At 74.2% G+C, this 13,911-nt stretch carries 14 protein-coding genes; 7 read left to right on the forward strand and 7 right to left on the reverse strand.

Translation table 11 applies throughout. The features are described from left to right. Positions 1 to 90 precede the first annotated feature (90 nt). Positions 91 to 780 carry a hemerythrin domain-containing protein gene (locus HHX30_RS16160; RefSeq protein WP_169982751.1) on the forward strand — a complete coding sequence of 230 codons (690 nt, stop codon included), beginning with the start codon at positions 91 to 93 and terminating at the stop codon, positions 778 to 780. Positions 781 to 802: 22 nt separating this feature from the next. Here the strand turns inward: HHX30_RS16160 and HHX30_RS16165 are convergent, their stop codons facing one another. The 5 genes from HHX30_RS16165 to HHX30_RS16185 all read right to left on the reverse strand — a co-directional run bounded on the left by HHX30_RS16165 (position 803) and on the right by HHX30_RS16185 (position 4,782). After that, positions 803 to 1,771 (reverse strand): ABC transporter permease, encoded by a 969-nt coding sequence (locus tag HHX30_RS16165; protein ID WP_169982752.1) that lies wholly within the window; start codon positions 1,769 to 1,771, stop codon positions 803 to 805. Beyond that, the gene (locus tag HHX30_RS16170) at positions 1,768 to 2,613 is read right to left on the reverse strand and encodes an ABC transporter ATP-binding protein (protein ID WP_169982753.1); all 846 of its coding nucleotides are present in this window, start codon (positions 2,611 to 2,613) and stop codon (positions 1,768 to 1,770) included. Before HHX30_RS16170 ends, HHX30_RS16165 begins: the two co-directional genes overlap by 4 nt. Next, a complete protein-coding gene (locus HHX30_RS16175; RefSeq protein WP_169982754.1) occupies positions 2,610 to 3,002 on the reverse strand; it encodes a GntR family transcriptional regulator in 393 nt (130 codons plus the stop codon). The genes HHX30_RS16170 and HHX30_RS16175 overlap by 4 nt, the downstream gene beginning before the upstream one ends. Before the next feature lie 101 nt (positions 3,003 to 3,103). Next, complete coding sequence (locus HHX30_RS16180) at positions 3,104 to 4,372, reverse strand: RNA polymerase sigma factor (protein WP_169982755.1); 1,269 nt, start codon at positions 4,370 to 4,372, stop codon at positions 3,104 to 3,106. Then, positions 4,369 to 4,782, reverse strand: a complete 414-nt coding sequence (locus HHX30_RS16185; RefSeq protein ID WP_211592105.1) for a YciI family protein — start codon at positions 4,780 to 4,782, stop codon at positions 4,369 to 4,371. Before HHX30_RS16185 ends, HHX30_RS16180 begins: the two co-directional genes overlap by 4 nt. Positions 4,783 to 5,000: 218 nt before the next feature. Between HHX30_RS16185 and HHX30_RS16190 the strand changes: the two genes are divergently transcribed. Further along, on the forward strand, positions 5,001 to 6,551 hold the full coding sequence (locus HHX30_RS16190) for an alpha/beta fold hydrolase (protein ID WP_169982757.1): 1,551 nt from the start codon (positions 5,001 to 5,003) through the stop codon (positions 6,549 to 6,551). A 32-nt stretch (positions 6,552 to 6,583) separates the two neighbouring features. Here HHX30_RS16190 and HHX30_RS16195 read toward each other — a convergent pair whose 3' ends face one another. Continuing rightward, positions 6,584 to 7,462 (reverse strand): alpha/beta fold hydrolase, encoded by an 879-nt coding sequence (locus HHX30_RS16195; protein ID WP_169982758.1) that lies wholly within the window; start codon positions 7,460 to 7,462, stop codon positions 6,584 to 6,586. 91 nt (positions 7,463 to 7,553) lie between these two features. Here HHX30_RS16195 and HHX30_RS16200 point away from each other — a divergent pair, with 91 nt between their 5' ends. Beyond that, on the forward strand, positions 7,554 to 9,674 hold the full coding sequence (locus tag HHX30_RS16200) for a BTAD domain-containing putative transcriptional regulator (RefSeq protein ID WP_396704064.1): 2,121 nt from the start codon (positions 7,554 to 7,556) through the stop codon (positions 9,672 to 9,674). Here the strand turns inward: HHX30_RS16200 and HHX30_RS16205 are convergent. Further along, complete coding sequence (locus HHX30_RS16205; protein ID WP_249350094.1) at positions 9,580 to 10,506, reverse strand: pentapeptide repeat-containing protein; 927 nt, start codon at positions 10,504 to 10,506, stop codon at positions 9,580 to 9,582. The genes HHX30_RS16200 and HHX30_RS16205 overlap by 95 nt on opposite strands. Before the next feature lie 235 nt (positions 10,507 to 10,741). Between HHX30_RS16205 and HHX30_RS16210 the strand changes: the two genes are divergently transcribed. From HHX30_RS16210 to HHX30_RS16225, 4 genes are all read left to right on the forward strand, one after another. Continuing rightward, entirely contained in the window at positions 10,742 to 11,401 is a 660-nt protein-coding gene (locus tag HHX30_RS16210; RefSeq protein ID WP_169982760.1) for a TetR/AcrR family transcriptional regulator, read from the forward strand. 80 nt (positions 11,402 to 11,481) lie between these two features. Beyond that, complete coding sequence (locus HHX30_RS16215; protein ID WP_169982761.1) at positions 11,482 to 12,780, forward strand: HAMP domain-containing sensor histidine kinase; 1,299 nt, start codon at positions 11,482 to 11,484, stop codon at positions 12,778 to 12,780. Between the two features lie 44 nt (positions 12,781 to 12,824). Beyond that, a complete protein-coding gene (locus HHX30_RS16220; protein ID WP_169982762.1) occupies positions 12,825 to 13,487 on the forward strand; it encodes a DUF998 domain-containing protein in 663 nt (220 codons plus the stop codon). Positions 13,488 to 13,535: 48 nt separating this feature from the next. Further along, positions 13,536 to 13,907: a YciI family protein gene (locus tag HHX30_RS16225; RefSeq protein ID WP_169982763.1), complete on the forward strand. Its 372-nt coding sequence runs from the start codon at positions 13,536 to 13,538 to the stop codon at positions 13,905 to 13,907. The last annotated feature ends 4 nt before the right edge of the window (positions 13,908 to 13,911 follow it).

A 13,911-nucleotide genomic window follows, 5' to 3' on the forward strand; every position in this document is an offset into this window, starting at 1 on the left:
CACCGCGTGGCCTCCGGCCGTGCGGGGGAGTCTCCGATCGCGTACGAGCACGCGGGCGGCGCCCGGCGACCGGGCGAGGACGGAGACGTCGTGGACGATCGTGATTCACCGGCGGTGCGCCGCCGCGACCTGCTTGGACTGTCCGCCGCCGCCCTCGCCGGGGCGGTGACCGGCGCGGCTCCGGCGGCGGCTGAGCAGGAGGCGGAGGTGACTCCGCCCGAGGACCTCATGCGCGAGCACGGCGCGCTGAAGCGGCTCCTGCTCGTCTACCGGGAGGGCATCCGGCGCATCGAGGGCGGCGAGCGGACGCCCGCGCAGCCGCTGAACGCCGCCGCCCGCATCATCCGCGGCTTCATCGAGGACTACCACGAGCATCTGGAGGAGAAGTACGTCTTCCCCCGGCTGCGCGAGGCCGGCAGGCTCACCGGCACCGTCTCGGTCCTGCTGCTGCAACACCGCCGAGGACGCGAGCTGACCGGGCGCATCCTCACCGCCACCCGGCCTACCAGGGGGGCCAGGGCCGCCCACACCCTGGTCGCCGACATGGCGGCGTTCATCCGCATGTACGAGCCGCACGAGGCGCGGGAGGACACGGTGGTGTTCCCCGCCTTCCGTGAGGTCGTCCCCGCCAAGGAGTTCCTCCGCCTGGCCGAGGTCTTCGAAGACGAAGAGCACCGGCGTTTCGGTCCGCGCGGCTTCCAAGGCGTGGTCGACCAGGTCGCCGACATCGAAAAGGCACTCGGCATCTACGAGCTGTCCCGCTTCACTCCCGCCGGGTGACGGACGGACCTCGACCGGCTCGTCAGCGGCAGCCGGGGCGGCGGAGGGTGCGGCGCACGGCCAGGCCGCCGAGGGCCGCCGAGGCGAGCGTCAGGATCCCCGCTTCGGTCCACTGGAAGCGCCAGAACCTGGACGGCGGATGGTAGTACACCGCGTACCGATAGCCCTTGCCGAACAGGCACGCCTGCCACGCCTCGGTGTTCTTGTCGCTCTGCCCCACGTCCACCCGGCGCGGGCAGCCGCTGTCCGACAGGTCGGCGACCTCCCTCCCCGACGGTTCCACCCAGGCGGCGCTCACCAGCCGGGTGTCGTGGTCGTCCAGCACCACGGTGCCGGACAGCTCAGTACGCGCCGGCTCGGCGTAGTAGTCGCTCAGCCGGAACAGGGTGAACATCGTCATCGTCACCCCGGCCACGACCAGCGCCATCGCGGGCAGCGTACGCCGGAACAGGGTGCCGGCCACCGTGCCCAGCGCGAACGCGTACAGCCACCACGCCGCCGGATCCACCCCGACCATGTTGAATACGCCGATGTTGCCGAACGTGGAGTCGACCCCCGCCTTGAACACCGGCCGCCACAGGCTCACCATGAGCGACAGCAGCAGCCCACCCGCCACGACCGCCCCGCCCAGGATCGACAGTTTGACCGCCAGCCACCGCCCCACGGGCACGGACTGGGTCCAGGCCAGGCGGTGGGTGCCTCGCTCGTACTCCCGGCCGAGTAGCGGCGCGCCCCAGAACGCCCCGATCAACGCCGGGGCCACCAGCGGCATCCAGCCGAACAGCGAGTAGACCGCGTCATAGCGGTGCTCCAGCGCCACCGCCAGGTCTCCGCACGCCACGGCGGGCCCAGGGCAGCCGGGCGGGGCGTGCTCGGCCACGTACCAGCCGGCCTCCACCGCCGAACCCAGCAGCAGCACCCCCAGCAGCGCCAAGAAGGCCGCTGTCACGAGGATCTGCGCCCGGTGCTGGCGCCATGTCACCCAGATCACGCGCCCACCCCCGTCGGTTTCGGCAGTGCCGCCGACTCGGGGCTGCGCAGGTAGCCCATGACGAGCTCCTCCAGACTGGGGCTCCGCGCCTGCCAGCGGGGATCGAGCGGGGGCGCACCCCTGACCAGCATGCTGACCTGCCTGCCGGTACGGCTCGCGCTCACCACCCGCGTTGCCGCGATCGACGCCTCATCCGGCCCGGTGACCACGAGATGCCCGTCGAGCAGTTCCTCGATGTCACCACTGACCTGCAGCCGACCTGCGTTGAGCACGATCAGCCAGTCGCATGTCTCCTCCAGGTCGGAGACGACGTGCGAGGACAGCAGTACGGTCAGCTGCCGCTCGGCCACCTCCGCCATGATGGAGCGCATCACGTCGTGGCGGGCGAGGGGGTCGAGGTTTGCCAGCGGTTCGTCCAGCACGAGCAGGTCGGGCCGGCTGGCCAGCGCCAGTGTCACCGCCACCTGCGCCTGCTGGCCGCCCGACAGCCTGCTCACCTTCCGCTGCAGTGGGATGCCCAGCCCGGCGAGCCGAGCGGCAGCGGCGTCGTCGTCCCAGCGCCGGTTCATGCGGCGGCCGAAGGTGAGCATCTCGGCGACGGTGAAGCTCTCGTACAACGGTTTGTCCTGCGCCACGAACGCCGCTTCGCCGGTTACGCAGACGCTACCCAGTGCGGGCCGCAACAGGCCGACGGCAGTGTGCATGAGGGTGGTCTTGCCCGCGCCGTTGGGCCCGACGAGCGCCGCCACGCGTCCTGAGGGCACGGACAGCGAGCAGTCGCGCAACACCCACGTACGGCGATACCGGACGCCGAGCCCGGTAGCCTCCAGCGCGGAACTCATGCCACGCCCTCCTTCGCCGCGTCGGCCAGGACCACGGTGAACAGCGCTCGGAGGTCCTCCTGATCCAGCCCGGCCGCGCGGGCCTCACGCACCCACGCTTCCAGACCGCGCCGCAGCCGCGTGTGCTCTGCGAGCGTCGCGCCCGCGATGCCCTGTCGGACGAACGTCCCCATCCCCGGCCGGCCCTCGACCAGCCCTTCGCGCTCCAGCTCCCGATACGCCTTGAGCACGGTGTTGGGGTTGATGGCCAGGCTCTCGACCACCTCGCGAGCGGTCGGCAACTGGTCGCCGGGCCGCAGCATACCGAGCCGGAGTGCCTGTTTCACCTGGTGAACGAGCTGCAGGTACGTCGAAACCCCGGAGCCGCGATCCAGGTTGAACTCGATCAAGCAATATCACCCTTTCACTATTTGATTAGTGAAAGCGTGGTGAACTGCCTGCCTGTTGTCAACCCTGGTCGCCGGCTTCGTCCAACGGCGGGACGTGCGGCCTACGATCTGTCCGTCCAGGCGTCGTCACCGAGGCGGGCGGCGCGGGCGTTGAGATAGCGCCGGCGCGGCAAGCCCGCCGCCCGCCGGGCCGCCGTGAGGTAGGCCTCCCGTGCCGCGGCCCGCTCCCCCGCCATCTCCAGCAGGTGCGCGCGCACCGCGGGCAGGCGGTGATCGCGGGCGAGCCGCTCGTCGTCCTCCAGTCCCGCGAGCAGATCCAGCCCCGCCCGCGGGCCCCGGCTCATCGCCACCGCGACCGCGTGGTTCAGCGCCGTCACGGGATTGGCCGACATCCCGGTCAGCACCGCGTACAGCGCGGCGATCTGCGGCCAGTCGGTCACCTCCGCGCTCGGCGCCTCGTCGTGCAGGGCGGCGATCGCCGCCTGGATCTGGTACGGCCCGGGCACGCCCCGGGCCAGAGCGGCGTCGACCAGCGCCACGCCCTCGGCGACGCGGGCGGCGTCCCACAGGGTCCGGTCCTGCTCGGCCATCGGGATCGGCGTGCCGTCCGGGGCGGCGCGGGTCGCACGGCGGGCGTCGGTGAGAAGCATGAGCGCGAGCAGCCCGGCCACCTCGCCGTCGCCCGGCAGCAGCCGGTGGAGGATGCGGGCCAGCCGGATCGCCTCGGCCGCCAGGTCCTCCCGGCGAGGCCCGGCCCCGCCGGCATCCCCGGCGTACCCCTCGGTGAAGACCAGGTAGAGCACGTGCAGGACGGCGCGCAGCCGCGCGTCGCGGTCGGCTTCCGCGGGCATGCCGAACGGAACGCCGCTGTCCCTGACGCGCTGCTTGGCCCGGGTGATGCGCCGGGTCATGGTCGCCTCCGGCACCAGGAACGCCCGCGCGATCTGCGCGGTGGTCAGGCCGCCGACCGCACGCAGGGTGAGGGCGATCTGCGAGGCGGGCGACAGCGCGGGATGGCAGCACATGAACAGCAGGGTCAGCGTGTCGTCGGCCCCGGCCGCGGACCTGTCCGCCGCGGGCGCGGGCCGCCATTCGGGCAGCGCCCGCCTGCCGGCGGCCTCCTCCCGGCCGCGCCGGGCCTGCTCGGCGCGCAGCAGATCGGTGAGCCTGCGGCCGGCGACGGTGACGAGCCAGCCCATCGGGTTGCCCGGCAGGCCGTCCTCCGGCCAGCGGACGGCGGCGGCGAGCAGCGCCTCCTGCACGGCGTCCTCGGCGGTGTCGAAGTGGCCGTACCGCCGCACGACCGCGCCGAGGACCCGCGGCGCCAGGCCGCGCAGCAGGTCCTCGGTCTCGCCGCGAGGCGTCGTCACAGCTCCAGCTCGGCCTGCGACTCGGCGATCGGACGCACGTCCACGTACCACTCGTGCGCCAGGGCCGCGCCCTCGGGATGCGGGGTGCGCGCCAGGCGTGCGGCGATCTGCGTCGCCCGGTCGAAGCTGTCGCACTCGACGATCGTGTAGCCCGCCAGGACCTCCTCGGTCTCGGCGTACGGGCCGTCGGTGACGACGGGGACGCCCTCGCGCAGCCGGATCCTGCGGGCGTGGACGGGGGCGGTCAGGCCCTGGGCGTCGACGAACTCGCCCGACTTCACCAGGTCGTCGTTCCACTCCGTCATGAACGCGTGCATCGCCGCGACGTCGGCGGCCGACCAGGCGGGCGTGTGGCCCGGCCGTCCCGCGAGGACGTCGTAGTCCTGCTGCGAGCCGTACAGCATGATCATGTATTTCACGGTTCGCTCCTCTCCGGCGGGCGCCTGCCGCACCGCCGCGCAAAGGACGTCGGAGCCGGCCGTCCGATCCGGACACACTCTCACGCACACGGGAAAGTTTCACGCCCGGGCACGAAGGCCGCGTCCCGGAGCAGCGCGATCTCTCCCACAGCCGGACACGCGGACCCGGGCCGTTGGCGCGCGCGCCCGCGTCGTCCATGGTGTGCGGCATGGCTCACTGGGCACGCGTGTCACGGATCCTGGCCGGCGTGGTGGTCACCGTGGCATCCACGGTGGCATCCACGGTGCTGCTCCCGCCGATGGTCCCGGCGTCGGCGGCGGGCGCGGAGGCGGCGGCCCTCGCCCCGCGGCAGGATCCGGGGGAGCGGCCCGGGCGGCCGCCGGGGCGGCAGCTGCGCTGGGGCGACTGCGCGGGGGTCGGCGACCCGGCCCTGCGCTGCGCGGAGGTCACCGTGCCGCTCGACCACCGCCGTCCCCGCGGCCGGACGATCACGATCGCGATCTCGCGGCTGCCCGCGACCGACCCGGCCCGCCGCCGGGGCGTGCTGCTCACCACCGGAGGCGGCCCCGGCGGACCGGGCGTGCCGCTGCCGTCGACCCTGGCGCCCCTGCTGTCGCCCGAGGTACGGGCCCGATACGACCTGATCGGCTTCGACATGCGCTTCGTCGAGCGGAGCACGCCCATCGGCTGCGGGCAGGACCTGGAGGAGACCGGCGGCTACTGGGTGCGCACCGCCACCCCCGGGAGCTTCCCCGCCGACGCCGCCGAGGCCCGCGCGTACGCCCGCGACTGCGTGCGCGCCGCCGGGTGGGCCCTGCCGTACGCCACGACGGCGAACGCGGCCCGCGACATGGACGTCATCCGGGCCGCGCTCGGCGAGGAGAAGATCTCCTACCTCGGCGGGTCGTACGCGGGGATGCTCGGGGCGACCTACAGCACCCTGTTCCCCGGCCGGGTGGACAGGTTCGTGCTGGACAGCCCGCCCTACGGCGACACGGCGTGGCGGCCGTACGAGCTGGCGCGCACCCCCGCGTTCGAGGCCGGCACGGCCGCCTTCGCCGCCTGGGCGGCCGCGCGCGACGCCGACTACGGCCTCGGCGCCACCGCGCAGGAGGTCACCGGCGCCGTCACCGGGCTCATCCGCCGTGCCGCGACGAGCCCCCTCGTCGTCGCGGGACACGCCTGGACCGGCGGCGAACTGGGGTCGCTGCTCGTGGCCGGCATCTACGACGAGCGTTCCTTCGGGCTGGTCGCGGCGGCCTTCGCCGACCTCGCCGCCGGGCGGGAGCCGTACGTGCCGTTCCCCCTCCGGCCGCTGCCGCCCGCCGGGGTGCCGGGCGTCCCCGCGGACAACCACACCGCGACCAACATGGCCTACCGGTGCGGGGACGGCCCCTGGCCGCGCGACCCCCGCGACTACCTGCGCGACCTCGCCTCCTACGGCGCGCGGTATCCGCTGTTCGGGCCGACCAACGCCAACATCACGCCGTGCGCCTTCTGGCCCCGTATCAAGGACGAGCCGGTGCGGCTGTCGGCCAACCGGGCGCCCGGGGTCCTGGTGACCGCGGCGCTGCGCGACGTGGCCGTCCCGATCGCCAACAGCCGCGCCGTCGCCGCGCACATCCCCGGCTCGCGCCTGGTGACCATCGACGCCCACACCCACGCGCCGTACCCGTCGTTCGGCGACGCCTGCCTCAACGGCGCCGTCGACGCCTTCCTCACCACCGGGACGCTCCCGCCCGCCGACGTCGCCTGCTGACCGGATCGGCGGGCAGGCCGCGTTCGCCCGGCTCAGCGGGTGAGAAGGGCGCGCAGGGCCCCGGCGACGACGGCCGGGGCCTCCTCGGCCATGAAATGCCCGCAGGCGACCGTGGAGTGCACCAGGTCGGGGGCCCAGGCGCCCCACAGCGCCACGGCGTCGTACCCGAGCGCGGCCCCCCAGTCCTGCTGGAGCACGCTCACCGGCATCCGCAGCCGGGCCCCGGCCTCCCGGTCCGCCCGGTCGTGGTCGGCGTCGATCCCCGCCGACGCGCGGTAGTCCGCCACGATCGAGGGCACCGCCGTACGGCAGGCGTCCAGGTAGGCGGCGCGTACGTCGCCGGGGATCGCCCCGCGGTCGAGGGTCCACAGGTCGAGGAAGTGGCCGAAGAACGCGTCCGCGCTCGCGCCGATCACCCGCTCGGGCAGGCCGGGCGGCTGGGCCATCAGGTACAGGTGGAACCCGACCGCGGCGGCGGCGCCGTGCATCACCTCCCACATGTCCAGCGTGGGGAGCACGTCGAGGCAGGCCAGGTGGCTGATCGCCGCCGGGTGGTCGAGCCCGGCGCGGAAGGCGACCAGGGCGCCGCGGTCGTGCCCGGCCAGCGCGAACCGCTCGTGTCCCAGCGCCCGGGCCAGGGCGACGACGTCGGCGGCCATCGTGCGCTTGGAATAGGTCTCGGGACCGGCCTCGGCAGGCTTGTCGCTGGCGCCGTAGCCGCGCAGGTCGGGACAGATCACGGTGTGGCCGGCGGCCAGGTCCGCGGCGACGTGCCGCCACATCAGGTGGGTCTGGGGGAAGCCGTGCAGCAGCACGATCGGGCTCCCCGACCCGGCGACGGCGGTGTTCAGCGACACACCGTCGGCGACCGGCACGCGCAGGTAGTCGAAACCGGGAAGGACAGGCGCCATGACGCGTTCCCTTTCTGTGCGGGATCGGATGTGCCCCCAGGCTGCCGGGCGTGAATGAGCATCCGGTCAGCGCGCTACCGTGACAGGTGCCGTGACCTGGAGGGGGGCGCAGGTGGGGATCGCGTTCGGGGTGCTGGGGCCGGTGACGGCCTGGGACGGCGCCGGCGCCGCGATCGCCCTGAAGGGGCCCCGGCACCGCGCGGTGCTGGCCCGGCTGATCGTCGCCCGCGGCCGCGTCGTCCCGGTCACCCGCCTCATCGACGACCTGTGGGACGAACCGCCGGCGGGGGCGCTCGGGGCCGTACGGACGTTCGTGGCGGCGTTGCGCCGCGCCCTGGAACCCGACCGGCCGCCCCGCACCCCCGCGCGGCTGCTGGTCACCGAGGGACCGGGGTACGCGCTGCGGGCCGCGACCGACGCGGTGGACTCCTGGCGTTTCGAACACGCGGTGGCCGCCGCCGCGGCGCTGCCTCCGCACGACGGGCTCGGGCGGCTGGAGGAGGCGCTGGGGTGGTGGCGCGGCCCCGCCTACGCGGAGTTCGCCGACCAGGACTGGGCTCGCGCCGAGCGCTCCCGCCTGGCCGAGCTGCGGCTGCACGCGGTCGAACGCCGGGCCGAGGCGCTGCTGGCCCTGGGCCGGACCGCCGAGGCGGTGCCCGACCTGGACGCGCACACGGCCGGGCATCCCTGGCGCGAGGAGGGCTGGCGGCTGCTCGCGCTCGCGCTGTACCGCGGCGGGCGGCAGGGCGACGCGCTGGCCGTGCTGCGCCGGGCGCGGGCGCTGCTGGTCGACGAGCTGGGAGTGGACCCCGGCCCGGGGCTGCGCCGCCTGGAGACCGACATCCTGCGCCAGGCCGGCCACCTCGACCCCACCCCGGCCGGAGCCGCCGGCGCGGCCGAACGGGTGTGGGCCGAGGCGACCACCGCGTACGACCGCACGGTCGCCACCGGAGCACGGGCCCGTCTGGAGTCGACGGCCGGGCTGCTGCGCGACCTCGCCGTGACCGGGGGCGGCGGCCTGCGGGCGGCCCGCGAGCACCGCGTGGCCGCCGTCGAGGCGGCCGAGGAACTGGGTGACGCGGAGCTGACCGCCCGGGTGATCGGCGCCTTCGACGTCCCGGCCATCTGGACCCGCTCCGACGACCCCGGTCAGGCGGCGCGGATCGTGGCGGCGGCCGGGCGCACACTGGCCGCCCTCTCCGCCGGTCACGAGGCCGCCGGTCACGAGGCGGCCCGGGCCCGTCTGCTGGCGACGATCGCGCTGGAGTCGCGCGGCGCCCGCTCCGGCCCCGGGCCGCGGGCGGCGCGGCAGGCCGAGGAGATCGCCCGCCGCCTGAACGACCCCGCGCTGCTGGCGTTCGCGCTGAGCGGCGTGTTCATGCAGACCTTCCACCGCACGGGCCTGGCCGCCCGCCGCGACGGAATCGGCGCCGAACTGGTGGACCTGTCCGCCCGGCACGGCCTGGTCACCTTCGAGGTGCTCGGCCACCTCGTCCGGATGCAGGCCGGGTCGGCCCTCGCGGACTTCCCGGCCGCCGACGCGCATGCCGCCGCCGCCGAGGGCCTGGCCGTACGGCACGAGCGGCCCCTGGTGCGGGTGTTCACCGGCTGGTACCGGGCGCTGCGCCTGGACGCGACCGGGCGGGCACCGGTGGAGGAGGCCGAGGCCGCCTACCGGGAGGCCGCCGCGCGGCTGGACGGCGCCGGCATGCCCGGCATGGAGCGCGGCCTGCTGCCGCTCGCGCTGCTGTGCCTGCGCCTGCGGCACGCGCAGCCCGCACCGGACGACGTACACGCCGATTGGGGGCCGTACGCGCCGTGGGCCCGGCCTCTGGTGCTGCTGGCACGCGGCCACCGGATGGAGGCCGCGGCGGCGCTGCGCGCACTTCCCGAGCCGCCGGGCGACCTGCTGACGGAGGCCCTGTGGTGCCTGGCCGCCCGGGCGGCCCTCACCCTCGGCGACCGCACGACCATGGAACGCGCGTACGCCGCGCTGCTGCCCGCGGCGGGTGAACTGGCCGGGGCGGGCAGCGGCGTGCTGACGCTCGGCCCGGTGGCGGGACACCTGGACGACCTCGCCGCCGCGCTCGGCTACGAGACGAGCAGGGGCGCTTGCCTCAGCGGCGGCGGGGGCGCGGCCTGCGGGCGGGCGCCCGGCCCGCCGCCGCGGGCGGACGGGCCGCGGGGCCCGACCAGTGCGTCGGCCGGGTGAGGCCCGGGGGCAGCTTGGTGGCCTCGTCCCCCTTGGCCGCGTTCACCTGGGCCTGGGTGAGGAAGACGCTTTCGGTGAGGTCGGCTCCGCCGAGATCGGCGCCGCGCAGGTCCGCCCCGATGAGGTCCGCCCAGCGCAGGTCGGCCCCCCGCAGGTCCGCCCCGATGAGGTAGGCGCCCCTCAGGTTGGCGCCGCGCAGGTCGGCCTTCCTCAGCCGGGCGCCGATGAGATCGGCTCCCCTGCGGTCGGGAGCGCGGCCCCCGGCCGGCGCCCGCACCAGCTCGCTCGTCCGCAGCAGCAGCACGTTGACCTTCTCGCGGTGGGCGGCGACGTCCACGCCAAGCAGGTCGTCGGGGGTGCCCGTCGTCAGCCGCTCGGTCTCCTCGAACGCGCCGCGCAACTCGGCGTGGATCGGGCGGGCCGCCGGCAGGGCCAGCGCCTCGTCCAGGTACCACAACAGCTCGTGCAGGTGCCGCATGACCGGGAAGACCTCGAACATCCGGGCCGCGGTCCGCGGTTCGTCCCGCCAGCTGCGCCCGAAGGTGACCTGCGAGACCTTCTGCCCGGCGCCGAAGCAGTCGTAGACGGTGCAGCCGGGGAAGCCGCTGTCGCGCAGCCGGGCGTGGATGCCGCAGCGGAAGTCGTCCCGCAGGTTGGGGCACGGTCGTCCGGCGTCCTTGGTGATCGCGAAGTCGGCCGAGGCGGCGAAGGGCAGCGCGACGCAGCACAGCCCGAAGCAGTTCGCGCAGTCGGCCCGCAGGCCGATCCGCCTGCCGCCGGGGCCCGCCGGGGCGTCCGCGCCGGTGCCTGCGGGGTCGTGCGTGTCGGGCAACGTGCCTGATCTCCTCGTGTTCCGCGGGCGATCGGCCGCTCGCTGGCCCGGCGCCCAGCTAGAAACGTATCCCACCCGCCGAGCGCCGTACGCCGGGCCGCCCGCGCGGACCAGGTCCGCGGGCTCGAAGACGATCGGAGGCGAACTGGACGATTTCGTCCAGTTTATGGTGGTATGTCGGGTATTATCGGGCTGATCTCCAGCGGGACCGGGTGCGCGAAGGCGGGGTTGTCGCATGGCCGATCGAGGGTCGAGGAAGGATTCCCCACGGCTCACCGCGCGCGGCGCGGCCACTCGCGACCGCATCGTCGCCACCACCGCCGACCTCATGTTCAGGCAGGGGGTCGCGGCCACGACCCTCGATCAGGTGGTGGACGCCTGCGGCATCAGCAAGTCACAGCTCTATCACTACTTCCCGGACAAGGAAGCCCTGATCGCCGAGGTGATCGCGATGCGGAAGCATCGCATGGTCTCTACCCAGAAGCCGCAGCTCGACCAGGTGCGCTCGATGCGAGATCTCGAACGATGGCGCGACTGGCTGGTGACGAGCCGCCGGGAGCGCGGCGAGCCCTACAGGTGTCCCATCGGCTCACTGGCCAACGAGGTCGCCGGCCGGTACGACGACGCCCGCCGCTCCCTGGCGGGCATCTTCGACACCTGGCAGGGACTGCTCGCCGACGGCCTCGCCCGGATGCGGGAAAGCGGCGAGCTCGACCCCGGCACCGATCCCCGGGAACTCGCCGTCGCGGTCATCGCCGCCCTTCAGGGCGGCTACCTGCTCGCCGAGACCATGCAGGACGAACGGCCCCTCATGGTCGCCCTCGACATGGCGTTGGACCACGTGAAAGCCCACGTCAGGGCCCCTGTCGCCAATTTGACACAATCGGACAACTGACCGCAAAGTGGACGAAATCGTCCAATCTGCCCTTCGTGGTACCGACCGTCCACGGGTGCGGCAGGAGAATGGTGAGGCCGATGCCGTTCCTGCGCTCGATCCAGAAGCGCTACACGACAGCCGTGGCGGTGTTGTCCCTGCTCTTCACGGTCCTGGGCGGCGTGAGCCTTGACCTGGCGATCCGCTACAGGGTCGAAGACAGGGTGTTCTTCGACGCCGAGCAGGTCGCCGCCCTGTGGAGCGCGCAGGTGCGCAACGGCACGCTGCCGCGCACCGCCCCCGTCTCGGGCACAGTCGACCTGGTCCAGCTGGTGGACGCGCGGGGCAGGGTCGTGGACGCCAGCCCGGCGGCGACCGGACGGCCGCCTCTGAGTGATTTCAGGCCCGGGCCGGACGACCGGCTCCAGCGGCGCGTCGAGTGCGGGCCGGGCGAGCGATGCGTCCTGCTCATGGCCAACCGCGTGTCGCCGGCCCCCGACGCCCCCGTCGTCTACGCCGGAACGGCCGAGCCGCCCCTCCTGGCGACACACCACCTCGAATACCTCATCGCGGGGGCCGCGCTCCTCATCGTCCTGTCGGGTGGCCGCCTCATGTGGTGGATCATCGGTCGAGCGCTACGCCCGGCGGAGCAACAGTGCCGGCTCGCCTCCGTCACCTCCCACGAGCTCAGAACACCGATCGCCGGACTCAGGCTGCAACTGGAGGAAGCGCTGCTCCACCCCGACCACGTCGACCCCCGCGACACCATCCGGGGAGCGCTGTCGGCCACCGGCCGCCTGGAGGCGATCGTGCAGGACCTGCTGACGATGACCCGGCTACGCGGCGGCCAGCCGGCACCGCACGAGCCGATCGACCTCGGCGCGCTGGTGACCGAGGAGGTGAAGGCACACCCCGGCCGTACGCCCGTGGAGGTCCGCACGACCGGGGACGTGTGGGTGCACGGCTCACGGGTGCAGCTGGTCCGGTTGGTGAACAATCTGCTGAGCAACGCGCGCAGGCACGCGGCGACCGGCGTCACAGTCCAGGTCGGGTCCGCCGGCGGCCAGGCGGTCGTGACGGTGACCGACGACGGGAACGGCATCGCGCCCGACGACCGCGAGCGGGTCTTCGACCGGTTCACCCGGCTGGACGAGGGGCGGCGCAGGGACGCCGGCGGCACCGGGCTGGGTCTTGCGATCTCCCGCGACATCGCCCGGGCGCATAGGGGAGCCCTGCGGATCGAGGACTCTCCCCGCGGCGCGCGGTTCGTCCTCCGGGTGCCGCTCATGCACCGGAACGCGATGGGCGGCCTCCCGCCCACACCGGAGCCCTCGAGAAAAATCTTGAAAAAATCCGGGAGAGGTGTCGATACGGGGTCGTCCCGTTCGAGGAGTGAGTGAAGGGCCGGTGAGGGACCGGCCCTCGCCCGAAGGGACAACCGCCCATGACCACCGCCACCGCTCACGCCGGCACCCCGTCCCGCGCCTGCGACCGCGAGAGCGCCGTCACCCGCAGCCTGCTGGGGTACGGCGTGATCGCCGGCCCGATCTACGTCGGGGTGTCGCTCACCGAGGCCCTCACGCGGGACGGCTTCGAGCTGACCCGGCACGCCTGGAGCCTGCTCGCCAACGGCGACCTCGGCTGGATCCACATCACGAACCTCGTCCTGGCCGGGGCGATGACCATCGCCTTCGCCGCGGGCCTGCGCCGGGCCGCCGGACGCGGCTGGGCCCCCCGCCTGCTGGCCGTCTACGGCCTGAGCCTGCTGGCGGCCGGGGCCTTCCGGGCCGACCCGGCCCAGGGTTTCCCCCGGGGCGTGCCCGGCGGCGAGGTCAGCTGGCACGGCATCGCGCACCTTGCCTCCGGCGGCGTCGGATTCGCCTGCCTGGTCGCGGCCTGCTTCGTCCTCGCCCGCCGCTTCGCCCGCAGCGGGCGGGCGGCCTGGGCGTGGGGGTCGCGGGCGACCGGCGCGCTGTTCGCGGCCGGCTTCCTGGCCATGGTCTCCGCCGCGGGCGCGGCCTGGTCCAACCTCGCCTTCACCGGCGCCGTGGTGCTCGGCTGGGCCTGGATCGGCGCCCTGGCCGTGCACGTCTACCGGAACGCCTGACCCGTCCCACGATCACCTGATAGATCATTGCTTGGAGGGAGACGACCGATGCGATACATGGTTCTGCTCAGGGCCGCCCAGCCCGCCACCCCGCCGCCCGCCGACCTCATGGAGGCCATCGCCAAGCTCGGCCAGGAGGCGACCGTCGCCGGGGCCCTGCTCGACACCGCCGGCCTGGCCCCCAGCGCGTCCGGGGCGGCCGTACGGCTCGCCGAGGGCGGGCTCAGCGTGACCGACGGCCCGTTCGCCGAGTCGAAGGAACTGATCAGCTACGCCCTGTACGACGTGCGGTCGAAGGAGGAGGCGGTCGAGTGGACCTCACGCTTCATGCGCCTGCACCGCGACCTGTGGGAAGGCTGGGAGGGCGAGGCCGAGGTGGTCAAGGTGCTCGGCCCCGAGGACTTCGCCCCGCCGGCCTGAGCAC

This window comes from Microbispora sp. H10836, from assembly GCF_012999525.1.
Lineage (GTDB): Bacteria > Actinomycetota > Actinomycetes > Streptosporangiales > Streptosporangiaceae > Microbispora.